This is a genomic window from Verrucomicrobiota bacterium (genome assembly GCA_034440155.1).
GTDB lineage: Bacteria > Verrucomicrobiota > Verrucomicrobiia > JAWXBN01 > JAWXBN01 > JAWXBN01.
The window spans coordinates 1-16718 of the sequence record JAWXBN010000061.1; the positions used below are offsets into that span (position 1 = coordinate 1).

Sequence of the window (16718 nt, forward strand, 5' to 3'; positions counted from 1 at the left end):
ACCATATCCAATAGAATAATAATGTCTTATTTTGATTAGACATTATACAGATTTTCTGTCGATTGAAGATGGAATTTCACTCAGTATGCTTCAAGTTAGTATTTATCTGGATGGTCTTTTTAAAAGAACAGCATCCATTGATATAGAATAAATAAGTCCCACGCACTTGATCGAATATAAACGGGAATTATGAAGAAATATATTAATGGTATGCACTTTAGATACAATTTAATGAGTATTTTGATGGGGGTTATTTCCCTCCAGTGGGGGCAGGTTTTTGCTGCGGCCATCCAAGCGATTCCCTAACACTCCACCAAGGCCCTCCTCATGCTCTCTATTCTTAGAGAAAAAATCTGTCAACATATTCACCTCACCATGAATTATCACCCCCTCCACCTTGATCGCCTCAGCAGGAGGCACCCCCTTTATCTCATATTGGTGACAATGACTTTTTTGGTTCATTCCCGCTCCGCTGACTACGTGTACACGGGCACTACCAATATCATCGCTAATCCGGACCGGCAGATTTTGACAATACGACCCGGTTTATGATCAGTAATACCATTTGGCTGGATACCGCTCCAGCTATCGGACGCACAGTGGTTGAGAATATCTACAAACTTAATGAGTTCACGAATTCCGCCATCAGTTCGAGCTATTTGGACAGCCTTCAGACGGATTTTGACCTGATGCGTTCGCGTGGACAGAAGCTGGCCCCGACCTCCACCTATGACTGGATTTCACCTGTCACAAACGATGTGCCCGCAGCAACGGTGATCGGGCATCTTGAACAGTTAGCTACTATTTTAAATAGCAATAAGGATGTCATGAGTTTTTTGAATCTTGGCTTCATAGGCCGTTACGGAGAAATGCACACGTCCTCAAGCGGACACACTACCCCCGGGGATGTTACCTTCACGGCATCTGGCTTGCAAATTGTCGATAAAGTCATGGAAATCATGGCTGTGGATCGTATGTGGGCGGTTCGTTATCCAGATCAGTTATCCCAACTCTATACCACACCACTGGATTCATCCTTGGCCTATACGACCAATATTCAGGCACGTTTGGGTTTCAGTAACGATGGACTTATGCATGATGAGACCCATTTGGGAACCTTTACTAGTCCTTCAGGTGAGCCCATTCGCTAAGATGCTCAGACAAATTATGTGGGTCAATCAACTCAGTACACCGTGAGCGCCGTTGAGATGGCACCCAGTTCTCCTTACTCCGATAATGGAGCTTTGGCCCTCAGTGAAATTAATGCCTACCATATTTCCATGCTTCAGGAAAACGAGAGTGACGGAGGGGTGGCGTGTACTTGCGGCCTGGGACTCCCAAGGTTTGTTGGATGATGTGGAGAATGCCCTCGGCTACCGCTTCCGTCTCATTTCCTCCAGCATTCCCTCTTTTGGCGAGCAGGGTGAAGCGGTGTCCTTGAATCTGATGATGGCCAATGATGGATCAGCTCGTCCTTTCAATCCGCGCGATATGGAGATTATTTTACGGAACCAGTCCACATTACAGGATTATTCTTTTGATGTCGCCCTCGGAGACACACGTCTTTTCCTCCCGGGAGCTGGTGAGACTAAAACGCTCAATCTTTCATTCGTATTGACCACAGGAATGGCACTGGGAGATTACGATCTCTTTCTCAATCTTCCTGACCCTGAGGTAACCCTGGCGGGGATTGCCGACTACAGCATCAATCTGGCTAATGAAAACCTATGGGAAAGCACGGCCGGGTATAACAGCCTGCAAGCCACCATTACAGTCCAAGCCGTCCCCGAGCCCTCTCGGTGGGCGCTCTTCCTTATCGGCGTATTAGGGTTGTTGTTTTTTTGCAGAATATCTTGGTTAAGGGAATCATCTTTGTCAGGATGTGTGACCAATGAGTAACGTATGGCAGCTGCTTCAAGCTTGCCGTCGACTGAAATTCTTTCCAGTCGTGTGCGTATTTTTGTTTGCATGCATACAGACGATTCATGCGCAGATGACCTATTCTGAGGCGACTAACTACGCTCAGACCTACCTGACCCAGTACGGCTACACTTGGGACGCTGTATCGAATTCGGTCCGGCATTATGACGGCACCTACCGTCCGCGGGAAAACGCCTATTATGCCAAAGTACTGTTGGAAACGGGTCGCGGCGAAGCAGACATTTTGGGTAGGGCAGAACTGGCGCTTGGCAGCGTTTTTAATAATCAGTTTACAAACGCAGCCGATCCCACTACCTACGGTCTCTTCAAAACCACGTCAACTGACACGAGTCTTTCACAGGTAAACCTCGTCTTGCATGACTTTACCGAACGAACCCTTCTGGAGATCCGCCAGACGTCGCAGTTCACAAACCTCAATACTTCCCTTCAAACCCGTTTTGATAGCAACACCCTCAATGGAGCCAACTGGACGGATACCTACCGGAACCCCGGGTGGAAAATTAGCAATCAGGATCTCAATGAGGTTTACATCAAGATCATCGCGGGGCAGACCTATAGCAATTCCGCTCTCTTGAATGCCGGCCTGACCCAATGGCAGACAACGTATGCCAGCAACAGTGCCAATGGTGGAATGGTGGAATGGTGGAATGGTGGAATTTAACACTCCGGGCTACATCCACGTCCAGATGGGAGTGCTGAACTCCCTGATCCAGGACTCTACCAATGCCTCGGTCCAGGCCCAAGCAACGCAGCTTTATACCAATCTATGGGATGAGGTCGCCCGGCATTATCACCAGCCCAGTGGGCAATTAGCAGGGCCGCAAAGCAGGAATTACGGAGATGTCTTTGGATATGTATTTGAATGTTATCTTCAGGACTCGATCAATCAACCTCCACTATCGCAAACACTCGGGGGAGGCCGCGATTACCTTCCCGCTCCGTCGAATCTGATGGGCTACTTCACCAATGCATTAACCGTCTCCCGGACAGAAGTCGATGTGTTTGTCAAAGGTCCTGAAGTCGTCACCCGGACGGATGCGGTGCACCCCTACCAACAGGAGGGTATTGTCCCGATCATAGGTACCACCTATTTGACCCCGACCTATTCTGTCGGTTCCTTGAATCTCTCCCATATCTTCCACGAAGACACTTCCGGAGAAAATAAACGCCCCCTGCTCGCAAACTTTGGCACGACCAACGCCCAGAGTGCTTGGGTCATGGACATGATGCTCAATGGAACCAATTTCAGCCATCCTCTGTTTTTTAGTGCCCAGAATGGTGGGGACATTATTGCAGGCTTAACCATGACACGGAATGCCAACGACTCGTTTAACAACCTCCCGGTGACAAGTTTTTCAGGAAGTGATTTAAGGATACGATTCATGCTTGAAGGCACCGCGGGAGCAACGAACTTCACCATTCCTGCCAGCCTTGATTCCCCTACCACAGTCAATCTCGGTAGCTTCCGCCTCACCACCCAGCTTCTTTTTCAGAATCTTGACCAAGCTAACGTTCCCTTTCTCGCTAATCCCTACTGGCAAGTGTCTCAGTCTGGTGGAAACTCCTTCCTCGACTTGGTCCTCTACAACGGAAGTATGACTAACTTTGATCTTTCCGCCATGCGAACGGGGTTGATCGCCTTTGCCTTTCGTTTTGATGATTCCGGTTCGGGAGCCATCGCGGGACTGACGACAAATTCCGGAACGAATTGGTTTCAAACCCAATGGGGAAATATCGATCTTGTCTTGCCGACATCCGTGGGTGATATTCATTCAGTTGCCCGCGATTTTCGTTATTTGAATTCCAGTAACGGGATGTGGATAGGTCTGGGCACTAATGCCACATGGGGAGGGATCAGCAACTGGCAGACCCAGCGGAGCATCGGCGGGGCCTTTTACACCAACGGTGCCTTGGCGCAGGGGATGGATGCCACCTTTCTGAGCCCATACGGGAGCGGCACGTTGATCGATATGCAGGGCACCCAATCGGTCAATAATATCGTTATCGCAAATAATTCCGATATCACGATGAGTAACGGAGCGCTTTTCATTAATGGGTCTCTGACCAAGAGCAATGCGGGTACGGTGACCATGCTCAATAACTTGACAATGCTCAGTACACAGGCGTGGAATATTCAAAATGGGACACTGATCGCAGCAGGTCAGATCGGGGATGGCTGGACAATCAATCCGACCAACTACAGCAACAGCTATCAGGATTACGGCATTACCAAGACAGGGAATGGGACTCTCGTGCTTTCGAACCCGACCAATTCCTTTGGAAATGGCGATCTGGCCTTTACAAACATACTGGTCTCTCAAGGAACTTTGATTGCCCGGGCTGATTCGGGAAACTTGGATCTGAGTGGAAATTCCAATGTCACTAAAAATACTGTTTTTGGACGCTTTGACGGAAAGTATGATCCACGAGTGTATATCGATGGAGGAAGCACTCTGAAACTGGAGGCTGTAAACGGCAACATTATCATGTCTTCAAACTTTGCTGCTAATACAAGGATGCGTTTTATTTTTCTGACTAACGGAGGAACGGTTGACATCTCTACACCTCTGACCTCCGGCGTGGATCGACGCTTCCTGATTAGAACCGATAATACGGGGACGAATCTTGCCGTATTCAAATATGGCTATAAAATGGGTGGGACAAATGCTTCTGACAGTGGATGGACAGCCACCTCGGGCGAGCGTAGTTTATTGATAGCTAATAATCCCAATGGTACGGGAAATCTCGTTTTTGACCTTTCTGGCGGTGGAACTATGCAGGTCATGAATCCATCAACAAATGCTCTTGGGAGTATTAATTTTGGCGGACACACAACAATTCGTGGTGTGGCCGGCGGTGTTTACACGACGGATGACACGTCCCAGACGGTGGGGGCATGATTAGTTTGGGGCTATTGGCTCTTTATCATCGGAGGACGGGGGATATTGATGATGTCCAGAATAAAAAGGAGATGTGATTTTTCCTGTATGAGCTTGCCTTTTACAGGAAGAGCATAAATATAGCAGTTTATGCAAGATGTGGATTCCTGTTATATTTTTTGTCCGTCCCCGGTGGTTAATGACCGGATATTTGAATCAATTGCTTTAATCTTACCACCGAATAAAATCATCAAATGTGAGAGTTTTCAAAAACTTTTAGCGACTATTTCGAAAAAAGGCTTTTCCAGTGGGCTGGTGATTTTGGAAAAGTCGCCCATGTCCGAGTTTACTTTTGATGCTCTCCGCAAAGAGCTTAAAAATAAAAACTCTGATTTACTTGTTTATGACCCCTTGACGGAACAGGATATTTTCACGGCACTTTTGGACATTTTTTATCCGCAGGAAAGGAATGGCGGGTTTATCTGTACATTACCGGAGTTACCCATCTCCCACATTATCCACATGCTTTCACTGACAGGGGTGGAGTCGATTTTTGAAATCAAGGATAGCCATGATAAAAAAATCGGTCACATCCGGATCTCGAAAAATAGGATACGTGCGGTCCGGACAAAAGATTACCACGGCATACAGGCCCTTAAAGCAATTTGCAAATGGAAAAAGGGAACGGTTCAGCTTGTGGAACCGGATAAAATGATCGTATTCAGCAAGGAAGATTCACTCAAGGAATACGCCACCGATTATATCCTCCTGAAAATCATGCATGACATTGATGCACTATAAGAGGGGACCGAGCAGGCGCACGGTATTATCAAGCAGACGATGGCGGAAGGGACGTTTCCTCCACACGGCTAAATCAATAAAGGTGGATTTCTGGAGGTAAGACTCTTGAAGGGTTGCGATTTTTGTAGCAAATTGCTGGTCAAATATCAGGAGGGTCACCTCGAAATTTATCCAGAAGCTGCGTTGGTCGAGATTAACCGAGCCGAAGAGGCAAAATTCCCCGTCGACAAGGACACTTTTAGTGTGCAGGAGACCACCGTTGAATTCAGCAATTTTCACTCCGGCGTCCAGCAAGTCGTCGTAATTTGAGCGACTGGCGTAGAAGACAAGCTTCGAGTCGTTTTCCTTCGGAAGGATCAAGATGACATTGACACCCCGGCGTCCAGCAGTACAGAGGGCTGTGAGCATTTCCTCACCCGGGACAAAATAAGGGGTGGTGATGACTAGTTCCTTTGTGGCTGCATAAATGGCTGACAGCATCATGTCATGGATGACATTATGGTTTTGGTCGGGGCCGGAAGGGATAGTCTGGATGACGTGTTTTCCGCAATTTTGAATTTCGGTTTGGAGTCCGTACTCGGAGACGGATGGCCTGGTGCCGGCTTCGATCTGCCAATCCCCTAGGAAGACCCCTTCGAGACTCTCGACGGCGGGTCCCTCGATCCTGACGAGGGCATCCACCCAGTGGCCTACTCCCATATTGGTTTTAAAATACAGGGGATCCGCCATATTCATGCTACCTGTGTAAGCGATTCTTTCATCGATGGTGACGATCTTACGATGGTTGCGGACATCTTGGCGCCAAAGCAGGGCGTGGAAAAAATTCGCATGGAGCGCCTCGACGACTTTGATCCCGAGTCCGCGTAATCGGAGGGGTTCTCCACTCTTGAGGAATGCAGAGCTCCCGATGGAATCGACCAAGAGTCGGCATTCCGCCCCGCGGGCCGCGGCACCGATGAGGGCTTTGGTTAATTCATCGACCATTCCCCCCGGTTGGAAAATGTAGAATTGAAGGTTGCAACAGTTTTTGGATTCATTGATGTCCCGGATCAGAGAGTGAAACGACTCCTCGGCATCACGCAGAAGCTCCGTTTGATTGCCAGTGAGGGCTGGAAAGCCGGTTGTGGAATAGGCTTGTTGCACGAGTAATCGAGCCACGGGCGGAAGGGTATCGATTTCCGCGGGCACCCGGGGTTTGAGTGAACGCAGCCAATCAGTAAAGGGTTTCAAAATATGGGAAGTTTTGAGAGCCCTTCTCTCACCAAGGCGGACCTCGCCAATAAGAAGATAAAGGAGGATACCTATATAGGGTAGAAGGAACATGATCGAGAGCCACGACAGTGACACTCCTACTGGGCGGCGGCGCATAATGACGCGTATTCCAAAGAGCACCATGAGTGTCCAGTGGACCAGGAAAAATAGCAGCGTAAAGATGCTGAGATCTTCAAAGTTAAATTTGACTATAAGCAGCATGTTTCGGATATTGCGCATATCTCATAGAAATGTCGAATGAGATTTACCGTCGTAAAATCCTTATAACAAACCCCATCAAACTTATGATGAATATCAAGAATCTCGTCACCCTTGATTTACCCGAAGTGACCGCTTACAAAACCATGCGCCTTGCCTAAATCCACCGTGCTGTAGGGATTCTTGTCGTCGAGGGGGGGGGAGAGAAAACCGTCCGGCGTTTACTCGAAAGCAAATTGCGCGTGTGCAATTTGCTCTTGCCTGACAAATGGCTAGAGGAAGACCAGTCATTAATCCACTTGCCTGAGGGAAAGAAGTGCGGTGCCGAGCCATTCAATAACGTCTTGGGGGAGGATACCCTCGAGACAACCGCGTTGGCGTGCGGCCAGATCGGCGGCTTTTCCGTGCCACCAGACGGCGAAGCGGGCGGCTTCACAAGGATTAAGTCCGCGGGCGACTAGGGAAGCGATGATGCCACAGAGGCTGTCGCCTGATCCCCCGGTGGCCATGCCGGCATTTCCCGTGCTGTTAAAAAAGCGTGGTTGCTCAGGGGAGGCGATCACTGTGCGTGTGCCTTTCAGGATCAGCGTGCATTGGTAGGTGTTCGAGAAAGTCGTCGCGATATCAGGGCGGTCTTTTTCTTCAAATGGATTATCGCCCAAGAGCCGGCTCATTTCACCCGGGTGCGGGGTGAGGATCAGGGGTTGGGGGCAGGTTTCCAGAAATTTCATATTCTTGGAGAGGATATTTAAGGCGTCGGCATCGATAATCACAGGCACAGGGGTGAGGACGAGTACCTCGGCGAGCAAATTGCGCGAAAAATCATTCATGCCCAAGCCCGGCCCGATGACCACGACGGAAGCTCGCTCGAGGGCTTTTTCAATGGCTGAGGGATTCTCGAGGCTTTCGATCATCACCTCCGGCCATGCCCGTGCCGCGACTTGTTCGACAATTTCCCTATGTGTGGCGATTTGCACCAGTCCCGCTCCCGCCCGCAGGGCGGAATGTGCGGCCATCACAGGAGCACCACTCATGCCGAAACTCCCCCCGATAATCAGGACCCGGCCATAATCATTTTTATGGGAAAGGGGGGATCGGAAACGTGCCATGGGTTTAAGATCGGTGGCGGTGATTAATTCATCACAAGCGATATCCGGTTGTGACTCGAAAAGGGGTGCGACTTCGATGCGTCCGACCCAGTGGCTGAATTCCTCTCGGACCAAGATTGTTTTTGGGAATCCGACGGTTATGGTGAGGTCTGCTTCAAAGGCGACGGGTTGGTGATCCTGATCATCCAAGGAATTTAATCCGGTTGGCACGTCGAGAGCGACGGTACGGAAAAAACGTTCAGATTTTTGTTGGTTAGCCGTCTGGATGAGATTGAGGATGGGATCGCGGAGAGGGCCGTCTGCCCCAATGCCCATAATGGCATCAATGAGCACGCCATTTTCCGGAGGCCAAAATATATTTTTGACGTCGGTGATGATCGTGAGGTTGCCTTTGTGTGCAACGGCTTCTAATTCTGCGAGTTTTTTCTTGGGCAGATCGGCCAGTTGCTCACGGGGAAAAACGAGATTTACCACGACTGATTCACCGCTATCAACGAGTATTCTGGCCAAGACCAAGCCGTCACATCCGTTATTGCCTTTCCCGATTAAAAATGAAAAAACACTCACCGTATTCTGTCCGTAATGGTGAAATTCACGGAGGAAAACAGCCGCGATATTTCCAGCGGCCGTTTCAATAAGTTGTTCCTCACTGATTCCAGCATTGATCTCGGCTTCTTCTAAGGAGCGGATTTGGTCTGGGGAAAGGAGTTTCATTGTAGATGAGGGGAGCGGGGATTGTCGACTGATTTTGTCGGAAGAAGGGGGTGAAGTCGAGCTTTTTGTCGTGGGAGGATGATGACTTACTCGATTTGGATTTTGGGGAAAATCCGGGCTTCGGGGTTGAGGGCGATACCCGCTGCACCGTTGGAAGAGTCCGTGATCAGGATATAATCAAGGAAATCAGTTTTTCCTGAGAGGTATCTTGCAAAATCGTCACTGATATCGCAGGAGATTGACCCGTCGGGAGCGGATTGACTCAGATTTAATGTGGCTAACGGGGTAAGACTGCGGTCACTGCTTCCATTTGCCCCGGGCAATTCCCAGGGGGTATCTTTGGATTGGGATGTCCACGAGGTCTTTTGGATAGTCTCAGCGGCATTTGAAAGGTTTTCTCGGATTCTCCCCGGTAGAAACCCCGGTCGGTTCCCATCCTTGATGATGCCGCCATCGGCCATAGCCTGTTTTATTTTATTTGAAATAATGAAGATGGGTTTTTTAAGGGAATAAAGTGAGATATTAACCGGTTGATCCCCTTTAATTTTGAGGGGGATCACGAGGGTCGCTGTCAGTCGCTTGCCGGAATCGAGCATTTGTTTGCGTACGGTTTCGTACATTTGTTGGTTAGGTTTCTCCACTGAAAAAATGACCCTGCTTCGTTCAGAAATAACAGGGATGTTGCTTTGCGAGGGGTCCGGGGAAATGGTGGCAAAAAGGATTCGACGGAAATTGAACGTCCGCGCGTCGTCTGGATCTGGGATGGAGGTCGGGTTCTCCGGAGGATTATTTGATTGTGTCGGGGGAAGAGGTTCCGGGTTCGAGTGAGTTTCGACTTTCCGGTCTGGGGCTTTGATTGACGGGGTGGATTCGTTATTAGGTTGTTTATTTTTCGATGAAAGATAGACCCAGACACCGGCGATGATTAATACGATTAAGACAATAGCCGATAATACAAGGGGGAGGGCTGTTCTCTTTTGGGGGGATTGTTGGGCGGCTTTAATTGTCGATGGTGTTTGCTTGAATTGGATTTTTGTTTTTTGCTCGGATTGACCAGGATCATGTTGCTCTGGTAGGGAGTTTTCGACCTTGCTGACAGAGGGCTCAGTGTGTGTTTCCAGGAGGGCGGGGGCAATTTGCTCCGGGTGGGCCGGAGAGGCAGAGTGTTGCCCTTGGTTTTTACGGACGACAAATTTTTCTACTGCTTCCGGTGCGGGGGCTTCTTGGATTTTAGGTTTATTCAGGATTTTTTCAATTTCGTGGTAAGCTTCCCCTATGTGGTTATACCTTTCATCCGGGGACTTTGCCATCATCTTATAAATGACGCAGGTGATTTCATAGGATAAATCAGGCTGGATCAAACGTGGGTCCTCCAAAGGATCAGTCAGGTGCCGGGACATGACGACAGCGCTGGAGGGGCCGTCAAATGGAATACGCCCGGTTAAAAGGTGATAACATGTTGCCCCTAAGGAATAAATATCCGTACGGTGATCGAGGATTTTGTCGCCGCGGACTTGTTCCGGGGAGATATAATAAGGAGTACCAACGGCCATGCCTGTCTGGGTCAGGGAGAGATCTTCGCCTATGGTCAGTTTCGCCAGACCCAGATCACAGAGTTTAACGTCACCCGCATTCGACAAGAGGATATTGTCCGGTTTGATGTCGCGGTGGATGATTCCGGACTTGTGCGCGCAGTCGAGGGCTTCACAGGCCTGCAATATGATTCTCAAGCAATCTTCTTCTTGGATGCGTCCGTATGCTTTGATATAGGCGGAAAGCGGTGCTCCGTCGATGTACTCCATGGCGAGGTAATGGAGTTGCCCGATCAGGCCGAAATCATAAATCTGGATGATATTATGGTGGTTTAGGCGGGCGGCAGCGCGGGCCTCTTTCTGGAAGCGCTGGATGTACTCTTTGTCAGTCGAAAATTGCCCGGGAAGGATTTTTATAGCCACGATCCGATCTAATGATATTTGTCTGGCTTTATAGACGACACCCATGCCGCCGCGCCCTAAAATATCAATGATTTCATACCCGGCTATCGTTTCCCCGATGAAGGGATCAATCTCTTCCATAGTCTCGAGTCATCCTGATTCAAGACGTCGAGTCTGTCACGCCTGATTTTTGGGGATTCAGATATTTTTCTTTTTCATGTCATCGAGGACAGAACGCATCAGATTTCGAAAAAGTTCCATCGACCTATCCGGGATTGAAGGGCTGAAACGTAACTTGTAATATTCATGGATCAGCCTGTGGTACTGCTCCCGGTCGGTTACTGTATAGAGACTTTTCTCAAAGATTTGCCAAGGGGTGTCCGATGATTCGATCTTGATTTTTCGGAAGGACAAACTGGATTTGAGACGTTTCCACAGTTCAGCGGCCTCGGATGCGCGGATTTTGCTTTGCTGGTGTCTGCGCGAATATTTGGTGAGGAGGATTTTCACGAAGTAAACGACGGCAGCAACCAGAATCGCCAAGAGAAAAAAAGCGATGATCATATTCAGTGCGTTGAGGTTTACCCCCTTTTTACCCGGTGATTTTGTCCAAAAGGAAAAACGGTTGAAAAAGGAGGGGATGTCAAAATTGCCGGTCTTCAAGGAATCATGAGAACGGTTCAGGGAAAAGGATTTAAAGAGGGAGAGCTGATCCCTGAGGTTATAATTAACGACTTGTTGATACCAGAAAAAGGAAAGTTGATCCATGAACCGGACGGTTTGTTGGTGGGCGGTCTGGAACCAATTTGCTGAACGGTTGAACGCGGAAGCCGGGGTCGGGTCGTACTGCACCCAACCTTCCCCCTCAATAAAGGCCTCCACCCAGGCATGGGCGTCACTTTGACGGACTGTATAATAACGGTTCGATGCATTCCATTCACCGCCACGATAACCGGTCACTAGCCTTGCGGGAATACCGGCGGCCCGGAGTAAGATGACCATGGATCCGGCAAAATATTCACAGTGGCCCCTGCGGCTGATTTTGAGGAAAAAAAGTATCGGGTCTTTATTGCCGACATGGTCGAGCTCTAATGAGTATGCATAGCGTGTCTTGAGAAAAGTCTGGATGGCCTGGGTTTTTTGTTTTGGGTCTGTTTGTCCGAGACTAAACACTTGGGATAATATCCCGTTGAGTTCACGTTTATCCTTTTCTTCCAAGGGTACATTCAAATAAATCTCCCTGAATTGTTCATTCAACTTCTGATTCTTATAACGTTTAGGTTTCCGAGAAATATAGAGCTGGTAGGAAAAAACATCCGTTGGGGGATTTTTGAGGCGGATCGATTCATTTTGCGGGTTTGAAGTCGCAGGGAATGATTTTGGTGAACGGATCAGGGAATAGCCCGGGGTGAGTATCAAATAATTCGAGATATCCGGTTCAAGATAAATATTGACGGTATAAATGGAGTCGGAAGGAATCAGGGGGATATTTTCGAGGAAAAAGTCGGATTTCAGGTCATTAATTGCCGCGCTGATTTCCCAGCCTTTTCCGGTATATTTATCGAGGGAAACTACCCGCCAATAGGGGTCGATGGGGACGGTGGTATTTGTCGCGATCTCGGCAAAAAAAGCTTTTTTAAAATTAAGCCTGATTTGTTCAGTTTTACCCCATTGGATATTGTCGGTGAATCCACTGCTGGACTCGTTGCTGCCCGGGCGCAAGTTCCAGTTATTAAATAACAAGGCAAATGAAGCGCGGGGGATAGACAGGAAGAGGATCCCGCTTAGCAGGGTCAGCATGAGCATGGCTAAGGCGATCAGTCCGAAAAAATAACGGGTAATCATGCCCGAAGGCTGGATACGATCTTGGGGACTCGACTGGGTATATGCGGAAAGAAACAACAGGAAGGCAAATGCCAGCAAGGCATAAATAAATATCGTGAAGAAAAATGACAGGTCGATCGTCAGGGCTGTGCAAGCCAGGACGGGTAATAATGTGAGGATATATAATTGCGCAAAATCAGTGGTTTTTTTCGCGGTGCAAAAGCGGTTGAGCTGCAGGTAAAAAATCAGGTGCATGGCGGCATCAAAGAAAAAGTTTTTAAAGATAAAGTATTCAGCCAGGATGGAGCAAAGGACTAAGAATGAAATTCCCCACCAGATCCCAGCGGATAATCTCCTGAGGGGATTAGAAAAAAAGAGAATCACAAGCAGGCAAATAGCACCGGGGGCGAGTGTGTGCCATTCTAGTGACCTTGTCAGGCATAACCCGATATAACTCCACGCAATCAGAAGGGCACTGATCCCTGAGAGATTTTCGTGGATATTGGCATGGCGGCCCAAGGAACGAAGAATCCAAAGTGCGCCGAGGGAATGGTTCATTTAAAATCCTCCGGCATATTTTTGAAATAGATCCTGAGGTCAATGACTTTATCGTGTTTTGGGGTAATGCCATCCTGCCACCTTAAATAAAATGTTTTCGCGGGGATGGGTGGTTCTTCCACGCGCGATTGCCAGTCGGGATTTTCCGGTAACCGGGTCAGGTGGTCGACGATGTATCCTAGTTGGTAGGGGCTTTTTTGTGGGAGGATAGAGCTGTATCGGGAGGAAAATCCCACAGCAAAATTCTTTTCAAGGAGCAATTTGCAAATGCTCGCTGTCAGTGATATGGCCCATTCGTATTTGCGGCTATTATTGTCGGGCGTGGCGTGGGTAGGGAAAAAGAGGGTGATAATGGGACTCTGTTCTTTCGCCAGCTCACGGATGAGATACCGGCCGATTTTAGCTGAAGCTTTCCAATGAATGCGCTTGAGGGGATCCCCCTCGTGATAATCCCGGATACTCAGGAGATCGACCCCGTCACCGGCTCGGGGGGCACTTTGGGGGCCGTTGACGAGATTCAAAGGAAGGGTGGAAGCTTCCAGAGGGATAATGGCCGGATGGATGGTTAAATTTTTCTGGAGATCGCAGGGGGATTGTTTTAGGAAAAAACCAAAAGGATATCCGCTCTTGATATTCACAATATTGATCCGGTAAATCCCGCGTTTCAAGAATGGCAGGGTCATGGATCTTGATGAGGTTTTACGCGGGGGGATTTGGGCGAAAAAAATCCCGCATGAGAATACGGATGCCCCGTCCATTACCCGCCCGCTTAAAGAGTCAACACGCCTGATTTCCAGGCTGTGGCCGATGCCGAAAATGGGAAGTGAGAATCGGCTATGGTCAATCGTGATACGGATAAATATTTCTTGTCCAGAGTGGGCGTAGGCAGGGCCTTCCAGTGAGGTGGATAATTTCCGGAGGTTGAATTTCGAGAGGATGCCGGAGACGATAATCAGCGAGAGGGTGGCTGAAAGAATAATGAAAACAAGGTTGTTACCTGTATTATAGGCCACAGCGCCGATCAGGAGTGATGCAATGATCACGACCCATCCAGGGAAAAGGATTTTGACGATGACCCCATCCCTTTTCTGGTTCATACGATAGAGAAACCTTTGGATACCAGCCATGGGTTCTCGGAAAAATGAAGGGGTAAGATCAGACAACGTCATGATGTCGGTGGATCAGGGGGGTGAGGGCACACTCTGGAGGGTATTGGTAATCCGGTTCATGGCTTCTTGGCCAAGGCCCCCGACTGCGAGGGAGTTTTGAGGGATCACTACCCGGTGTGAAAAAACGGCGGGAACCAGTATTTTGATATCATCAGGTGTGACAAAATCCCTATTCAAGAGGTAAGCGCGGGCTTGGGACGCGCGGGCAAGGGCGAGGGAGCCGCGGGGACTGACCCCGATCTCAAATTGCCCGTTGACCCTGGTCTGGCCGACAATGCGCAAGATGTAATCATGGATTTCGTCGGAGAGGAATACCCTGGCGACTTCGTCTTGGGCTCGGAGGATATCCTCTGGGCTGGCCACAGGTGAAAGGTCGATTTCTTGATAGGATCTTTGGTTGTGCTTGAGGATTTCTAGTTCGTGTTGGGGGGAGGGATATCCCATTTCGATGCGCATGAGGAAACGGTCCATTTGTGAACGGGGCAGTGGGAAGGTGCCCTCATAATCAACAGGATTTTGGGTGGCGATCACCATGAATGGAGAGGGGGTGTCCATACTTTGGCCATCAATGGAGACTTTTCCGCGTTCCATAACCTCCAGTAGGCTGGATTGGGTTTTTGGGGTGGTCCGGTTGATTTCATCAGCCAAGGCGATATTCGTAAAGATAGGGCCTGGGTTGAACCGAAATACCATGGCCGAAGCGTCGTAGATACTCACTCCGAGAATGTCCGAAGGAAGCATGTCGCTGGTGAATTGGATCCGTTTAAAATCGCAGTCAATGGATTTGGCTAATGAATAAGCGAGGGTTGTTTTTCCTACCCCCGGCACATCCTCAATCAATAAATGTCCCTTTGCCAAAAGGCAAATGACCGCGAATTCGACACATTGGGTTTTTCCTCGAACGACATTTTCGACGTTTTCGACCAGTTTGGAAGGATGGAAACTCATTACCTATACAATACCTAAAATATGAAGAATGCCAAAAACGAATTGAAATATTTTAGGATTACTGGCTAGAAAGTGGGGTAACGTATGTTTCAGATTATTTTTAATGAAGTGAGTGCTGCCGAAATGGCAGGGATTCCGAAGCTTTTACAGCTCGATATTCTCAGTGAATTTGACCAGTTACCCGATGATTTGGAGAATCACTCGGATGATAAATTTGGCAAACTCGAAAGGGACGGGAAAAAGCTTTACCGCTACCGCGCAAAGGAATACAGGATTTATTTTGAACCGACCCCCAAAGGAATATTGATTCACCGGGTCCTCCATGCGAATTCCCTCAAGGACTTCCTTTACCGCACCCGCATGCCTTTGACAGACGAGGATGAGATCCTTCAGGCCGACAAAAAATTCTGGGAACTCATCTCCGAGGCTGAGTCTAAAAAAAATCTCCATTAACCAGTTTCCGGCCTGAATTATCCGTATGATTTGCCGGAGCGGATAGAAAAACTCTTGTGGGAAATCGAGGAATCTGGTTAAAGTGAATCTTCAAGCCCGAGTGGCGAAATGGCAGACGCGATAGACTCAAAATCTATTACACGCAAGTGTGTGTCGGTTCGAGTCCGACCTTGGGCACCACTCCTTTTTATGCTTCGATAAAGGTTTTTTCAAAGTTACGCGGTGACGGATAATAAGAAGTTTTAGCAGGCATCGACTAAAGAGCATTCCTCTCTCTCATTTTTTAGTGCAAGCATTATCTAGGATTGAGGCAAATTGCTCATAATTTTGATAGGGGACACTCCGTAATCCTTGTTCCCTGACCATTTTCACTCTCAAACAGGTAGTGCTGGAAAATGGCTGAAAAAATCTGCTTTTGTTTGGACTCAAAACAGTGTAAGGGTAGGCATTATGCCTAAATCAATGACCAAACAATCACACGCGGACAATATTATCCAATTTTCAGTGTTTGTGGAAAATAAGGTGGGACGGTTATTGGAGTTGGTGAATCTTTTTCAGCAGTATAATATCCACGTAGTGGCTGTTTCCATTGTTGATACGACGGATTCTGCGATTAACCGCATGATTGTCGATGATGCTAAAAAGGCGCGGGAAGTTTTTGATGAGAATGGTTATTCATACAGTGAGTGTGAGTTAATTGTCGTCGAGATGGACATGCCTGAGGTGGACTTACAGAAAGTCCTCAGTGCCTTGGTCCAGGCGGAATGTAATATTTATTTTGTTTATTCCCTCCTTAGCCAACCGAATGGGAAAGCCGCTTTGGCCCTGCATGTGGACGATAATGAACTGGCTTGTGATGTCTTGACCCGGAGCGGGTTTAAAATCCTGTCGCAAAATGATATTTTGAGGTAGAATAAT

14 protein-coding genes and 1 tRNA gene are annotated in these 16718 nt (G+C 48.4%); 9 read left to right on the forward strand and 6 right to left on the reverse strand.

The window, feature by feature from the left end; genetic code table 11:
* The first annotated feature begins 548 nt into the window (after positions 1 to 548).
* The 5 genes from SGI98_06465 to SGI98_06485 all read left to right on the forward strand — a co-directional run bounded on the left by SGI98_06465 (position 549) and on the right by SGI98_06485 (position 5621).
* Entirely contained in the window at positions 549 to 1151 is a 603-nt protein-coding gene (locus SGI98_06465; GenBank protein MDZ4743047.1) for a DUF4874 domain-containing protein, read from the forward strand.
* A 148-nt stretch (positions 1152 to 1299) separates the two neighbouring features.
* Positions 1300 to 1899, forward strand: a complete 600-nt coding sequence (locus tag SGI98_06470) for a DUF4832 domain-containing protein (GenBank protein ID MDZ4743048.1) — start codon at positions 1300 to 1302, stop codon at positions 1897 to 1899.
* On the forward strand, positions 1892 to 2602 hold the full coding sequence (locus tag SGI98_06475) for a hypothetical protein (GenBank protein ID MDZ4743049.1): 711 nt from the start codon (positions 1892 to 1894) through the stop codon (positions 2600 to 2602). Before SGI98_06470 ends, SGI98_06475 begins: the two co-directional genes overlap by 8 nt.
* Positions 2547 to 4841 carry a hypothetical protein gene (locus SGI98_06480; protein ID MDZ4743050.1) on the forward strand — a complete coding sequence of 765 codons (2295 nt, stop codon included), beginning with the start codon at positions 2547 to 2549 and terminating at the stop codon, positions 4839 to 4841. The genes SGI98_06475 and SGI98_06480 overlap by 56 nt, the downstream gene beginning before the upstream one ends.
* A 129-nt stretch (positions 4842 to 4970) precedes the next feature.
* The gene (locus SGI98_06485) at positions 4971 to 5621 is read left to right on the forward strand and encodes a hypothetical protein (protein MDZ4743051.1); all 651 of its coding nucleotides are present in this window, start codon (positions 4971 to 4973) and stop codon (positions 5619 to 5621) included.
* Here the strand turns inward: SGI98_06485 and cls are convergent.
* The gene (gene cls, locus SGI98_06490; GenBank protein MDZ4743052.1) at positions 5616 to 7094 is read right to left on the reverse strand and encodes a cardiolipin synthase; all 1479 of its coding nucleotides are present in this window, start codon (positions 7092 to 7094) and stop codon (positions 5616 to 5618) included. The two genes, SGI98_06485 and cls, sit on opposite strands and share 6 nt — an antisense overlap.
* A gap of 29 nt (positions 7095 to 7123) precedes the next feature.
* Between cls and SGI98_06495 the strand changes: the two genes are divergently transcribed.
* Positions 7124 to 7252, forward strand: a complete 129-nt coding sequence (locus SGI98_06495) for a hypothetical protein (GenBank protein ID MDZ4743053.1) — start codon at positions 7124 to 7126, stop codon at positions 7250 to 7252.
* Positions 7253 to 7381: 129 nt separating this feature from the next.
* On the opposite strand, the gene SGI98_06500 is transcribed toward SGI98_06495, so the two are convergent.
* The 5 genes from SGI98_06500 to SGI98_06520 form a co-directional block, all read right to left on the reverse strand.
* Positions 7382 to 8914, reverse strand: a complete 1533-nt coding sequence (locus SGI98_06500; protein ID MDZ4743054.1) for an NAD(P)H-hydrate dehydratase — start codon at positions 8912 to 8914, stop codon at positions 7382 to 7384.
* A gap of 86 nt (positions 8915 to 9000) precedes the next feature.
* Positions 9001 to 10989 (reverse strand): serine/threonine-protein kinase, encoded by a 1989-nt coding sequence (locus SGI98_06505; protein ID MDZ4743055.1) that lies wholly within the window; start codon positions 10987 to 10989, stop codon positions 9001 to 9003.
* A 57-nt stretch (positions 10990 to 11046) separates the two neighbouring features.
* Positions 11047 to 13230, reverse strand: a complete 2184-nt coding sequence (locus SGI98_06510) for a transglutaminaseTgpA domain-containing protein (protein ID MDZ4743056.1) — start codon at positions 13228 to 13230, stop codon at positions 11047 to 11049.
* Positions 13227 to 14327, reverse strand: a complete 1101-nt coding sequence (locus SGI98_06515) for a DUF58 domain-containing protein (GenBank protein ID MDZ4743057.1) — start codon at positions 14325 to 14327, stop codon at positions 13227 to 13229. The genes SGI98_06510 and SGI98_06515 overlap by 4 nt, the downstream gene beginning before the upstream one ends.
* 84 nt (positions 14328 to 14411) lie before the next feature.
* Positions 14412 to 15347 (reverse strand): MoxR family ATPase, encoded by a 936-nt coding sequence (locus tag SGI98_06520; protein ID MDZ4743058.1) that lies wholly within the window; start codon positions 15345 to 15347, stop codon positions 14412 to 14414.
* Between the two features lie 84 nt (positions 15348 to 15431).
* Between SGI98_06520 and SGI98_06525 the strand changes: the two genes are divergently transcribed.
* The 3 genes from SGI98_06525 to SGI98_06535 all read left to right on the forward strand — a co-directional run bounded on the left by SGI98_06525 (position 15432) and on the right by SGI98_06535 (position 16712).
* Positions 15432 to 15800: a type II toxin-antitoxin system RelE/ParE family toxin gene (locus SGI98_06525; GenBank protein ID MDZ4743059.1), complete on the forward strand. Its 369-nt coding sequence runs from the start codon at positions 15432 to 15434 to the stop codon at positions 15798 to 15800.
* 94 nt (positions 15801 to 15894) lie between these two features.
* Positions 15895 to 15980: transfer RNA gene (locus SGI98_06530), tRNA-Leu, on the forward strand.
* Positions 15981 to 16250: 270 nt separating this feature from the next.
* The gene (locus SGI98_06535) at positions 16251 to 16712 is read left to right on the forward strand and encodes an acetolactate synthase (protein ID MDZ4743060.1); all 462 of its coding nucleotides are present in this window, start codon (positions 16251 to 16253) and stop codon (positions 16710 to 16712) included.
* Positions 16713 to 16718: the final 6 nt, after the last annotated feature.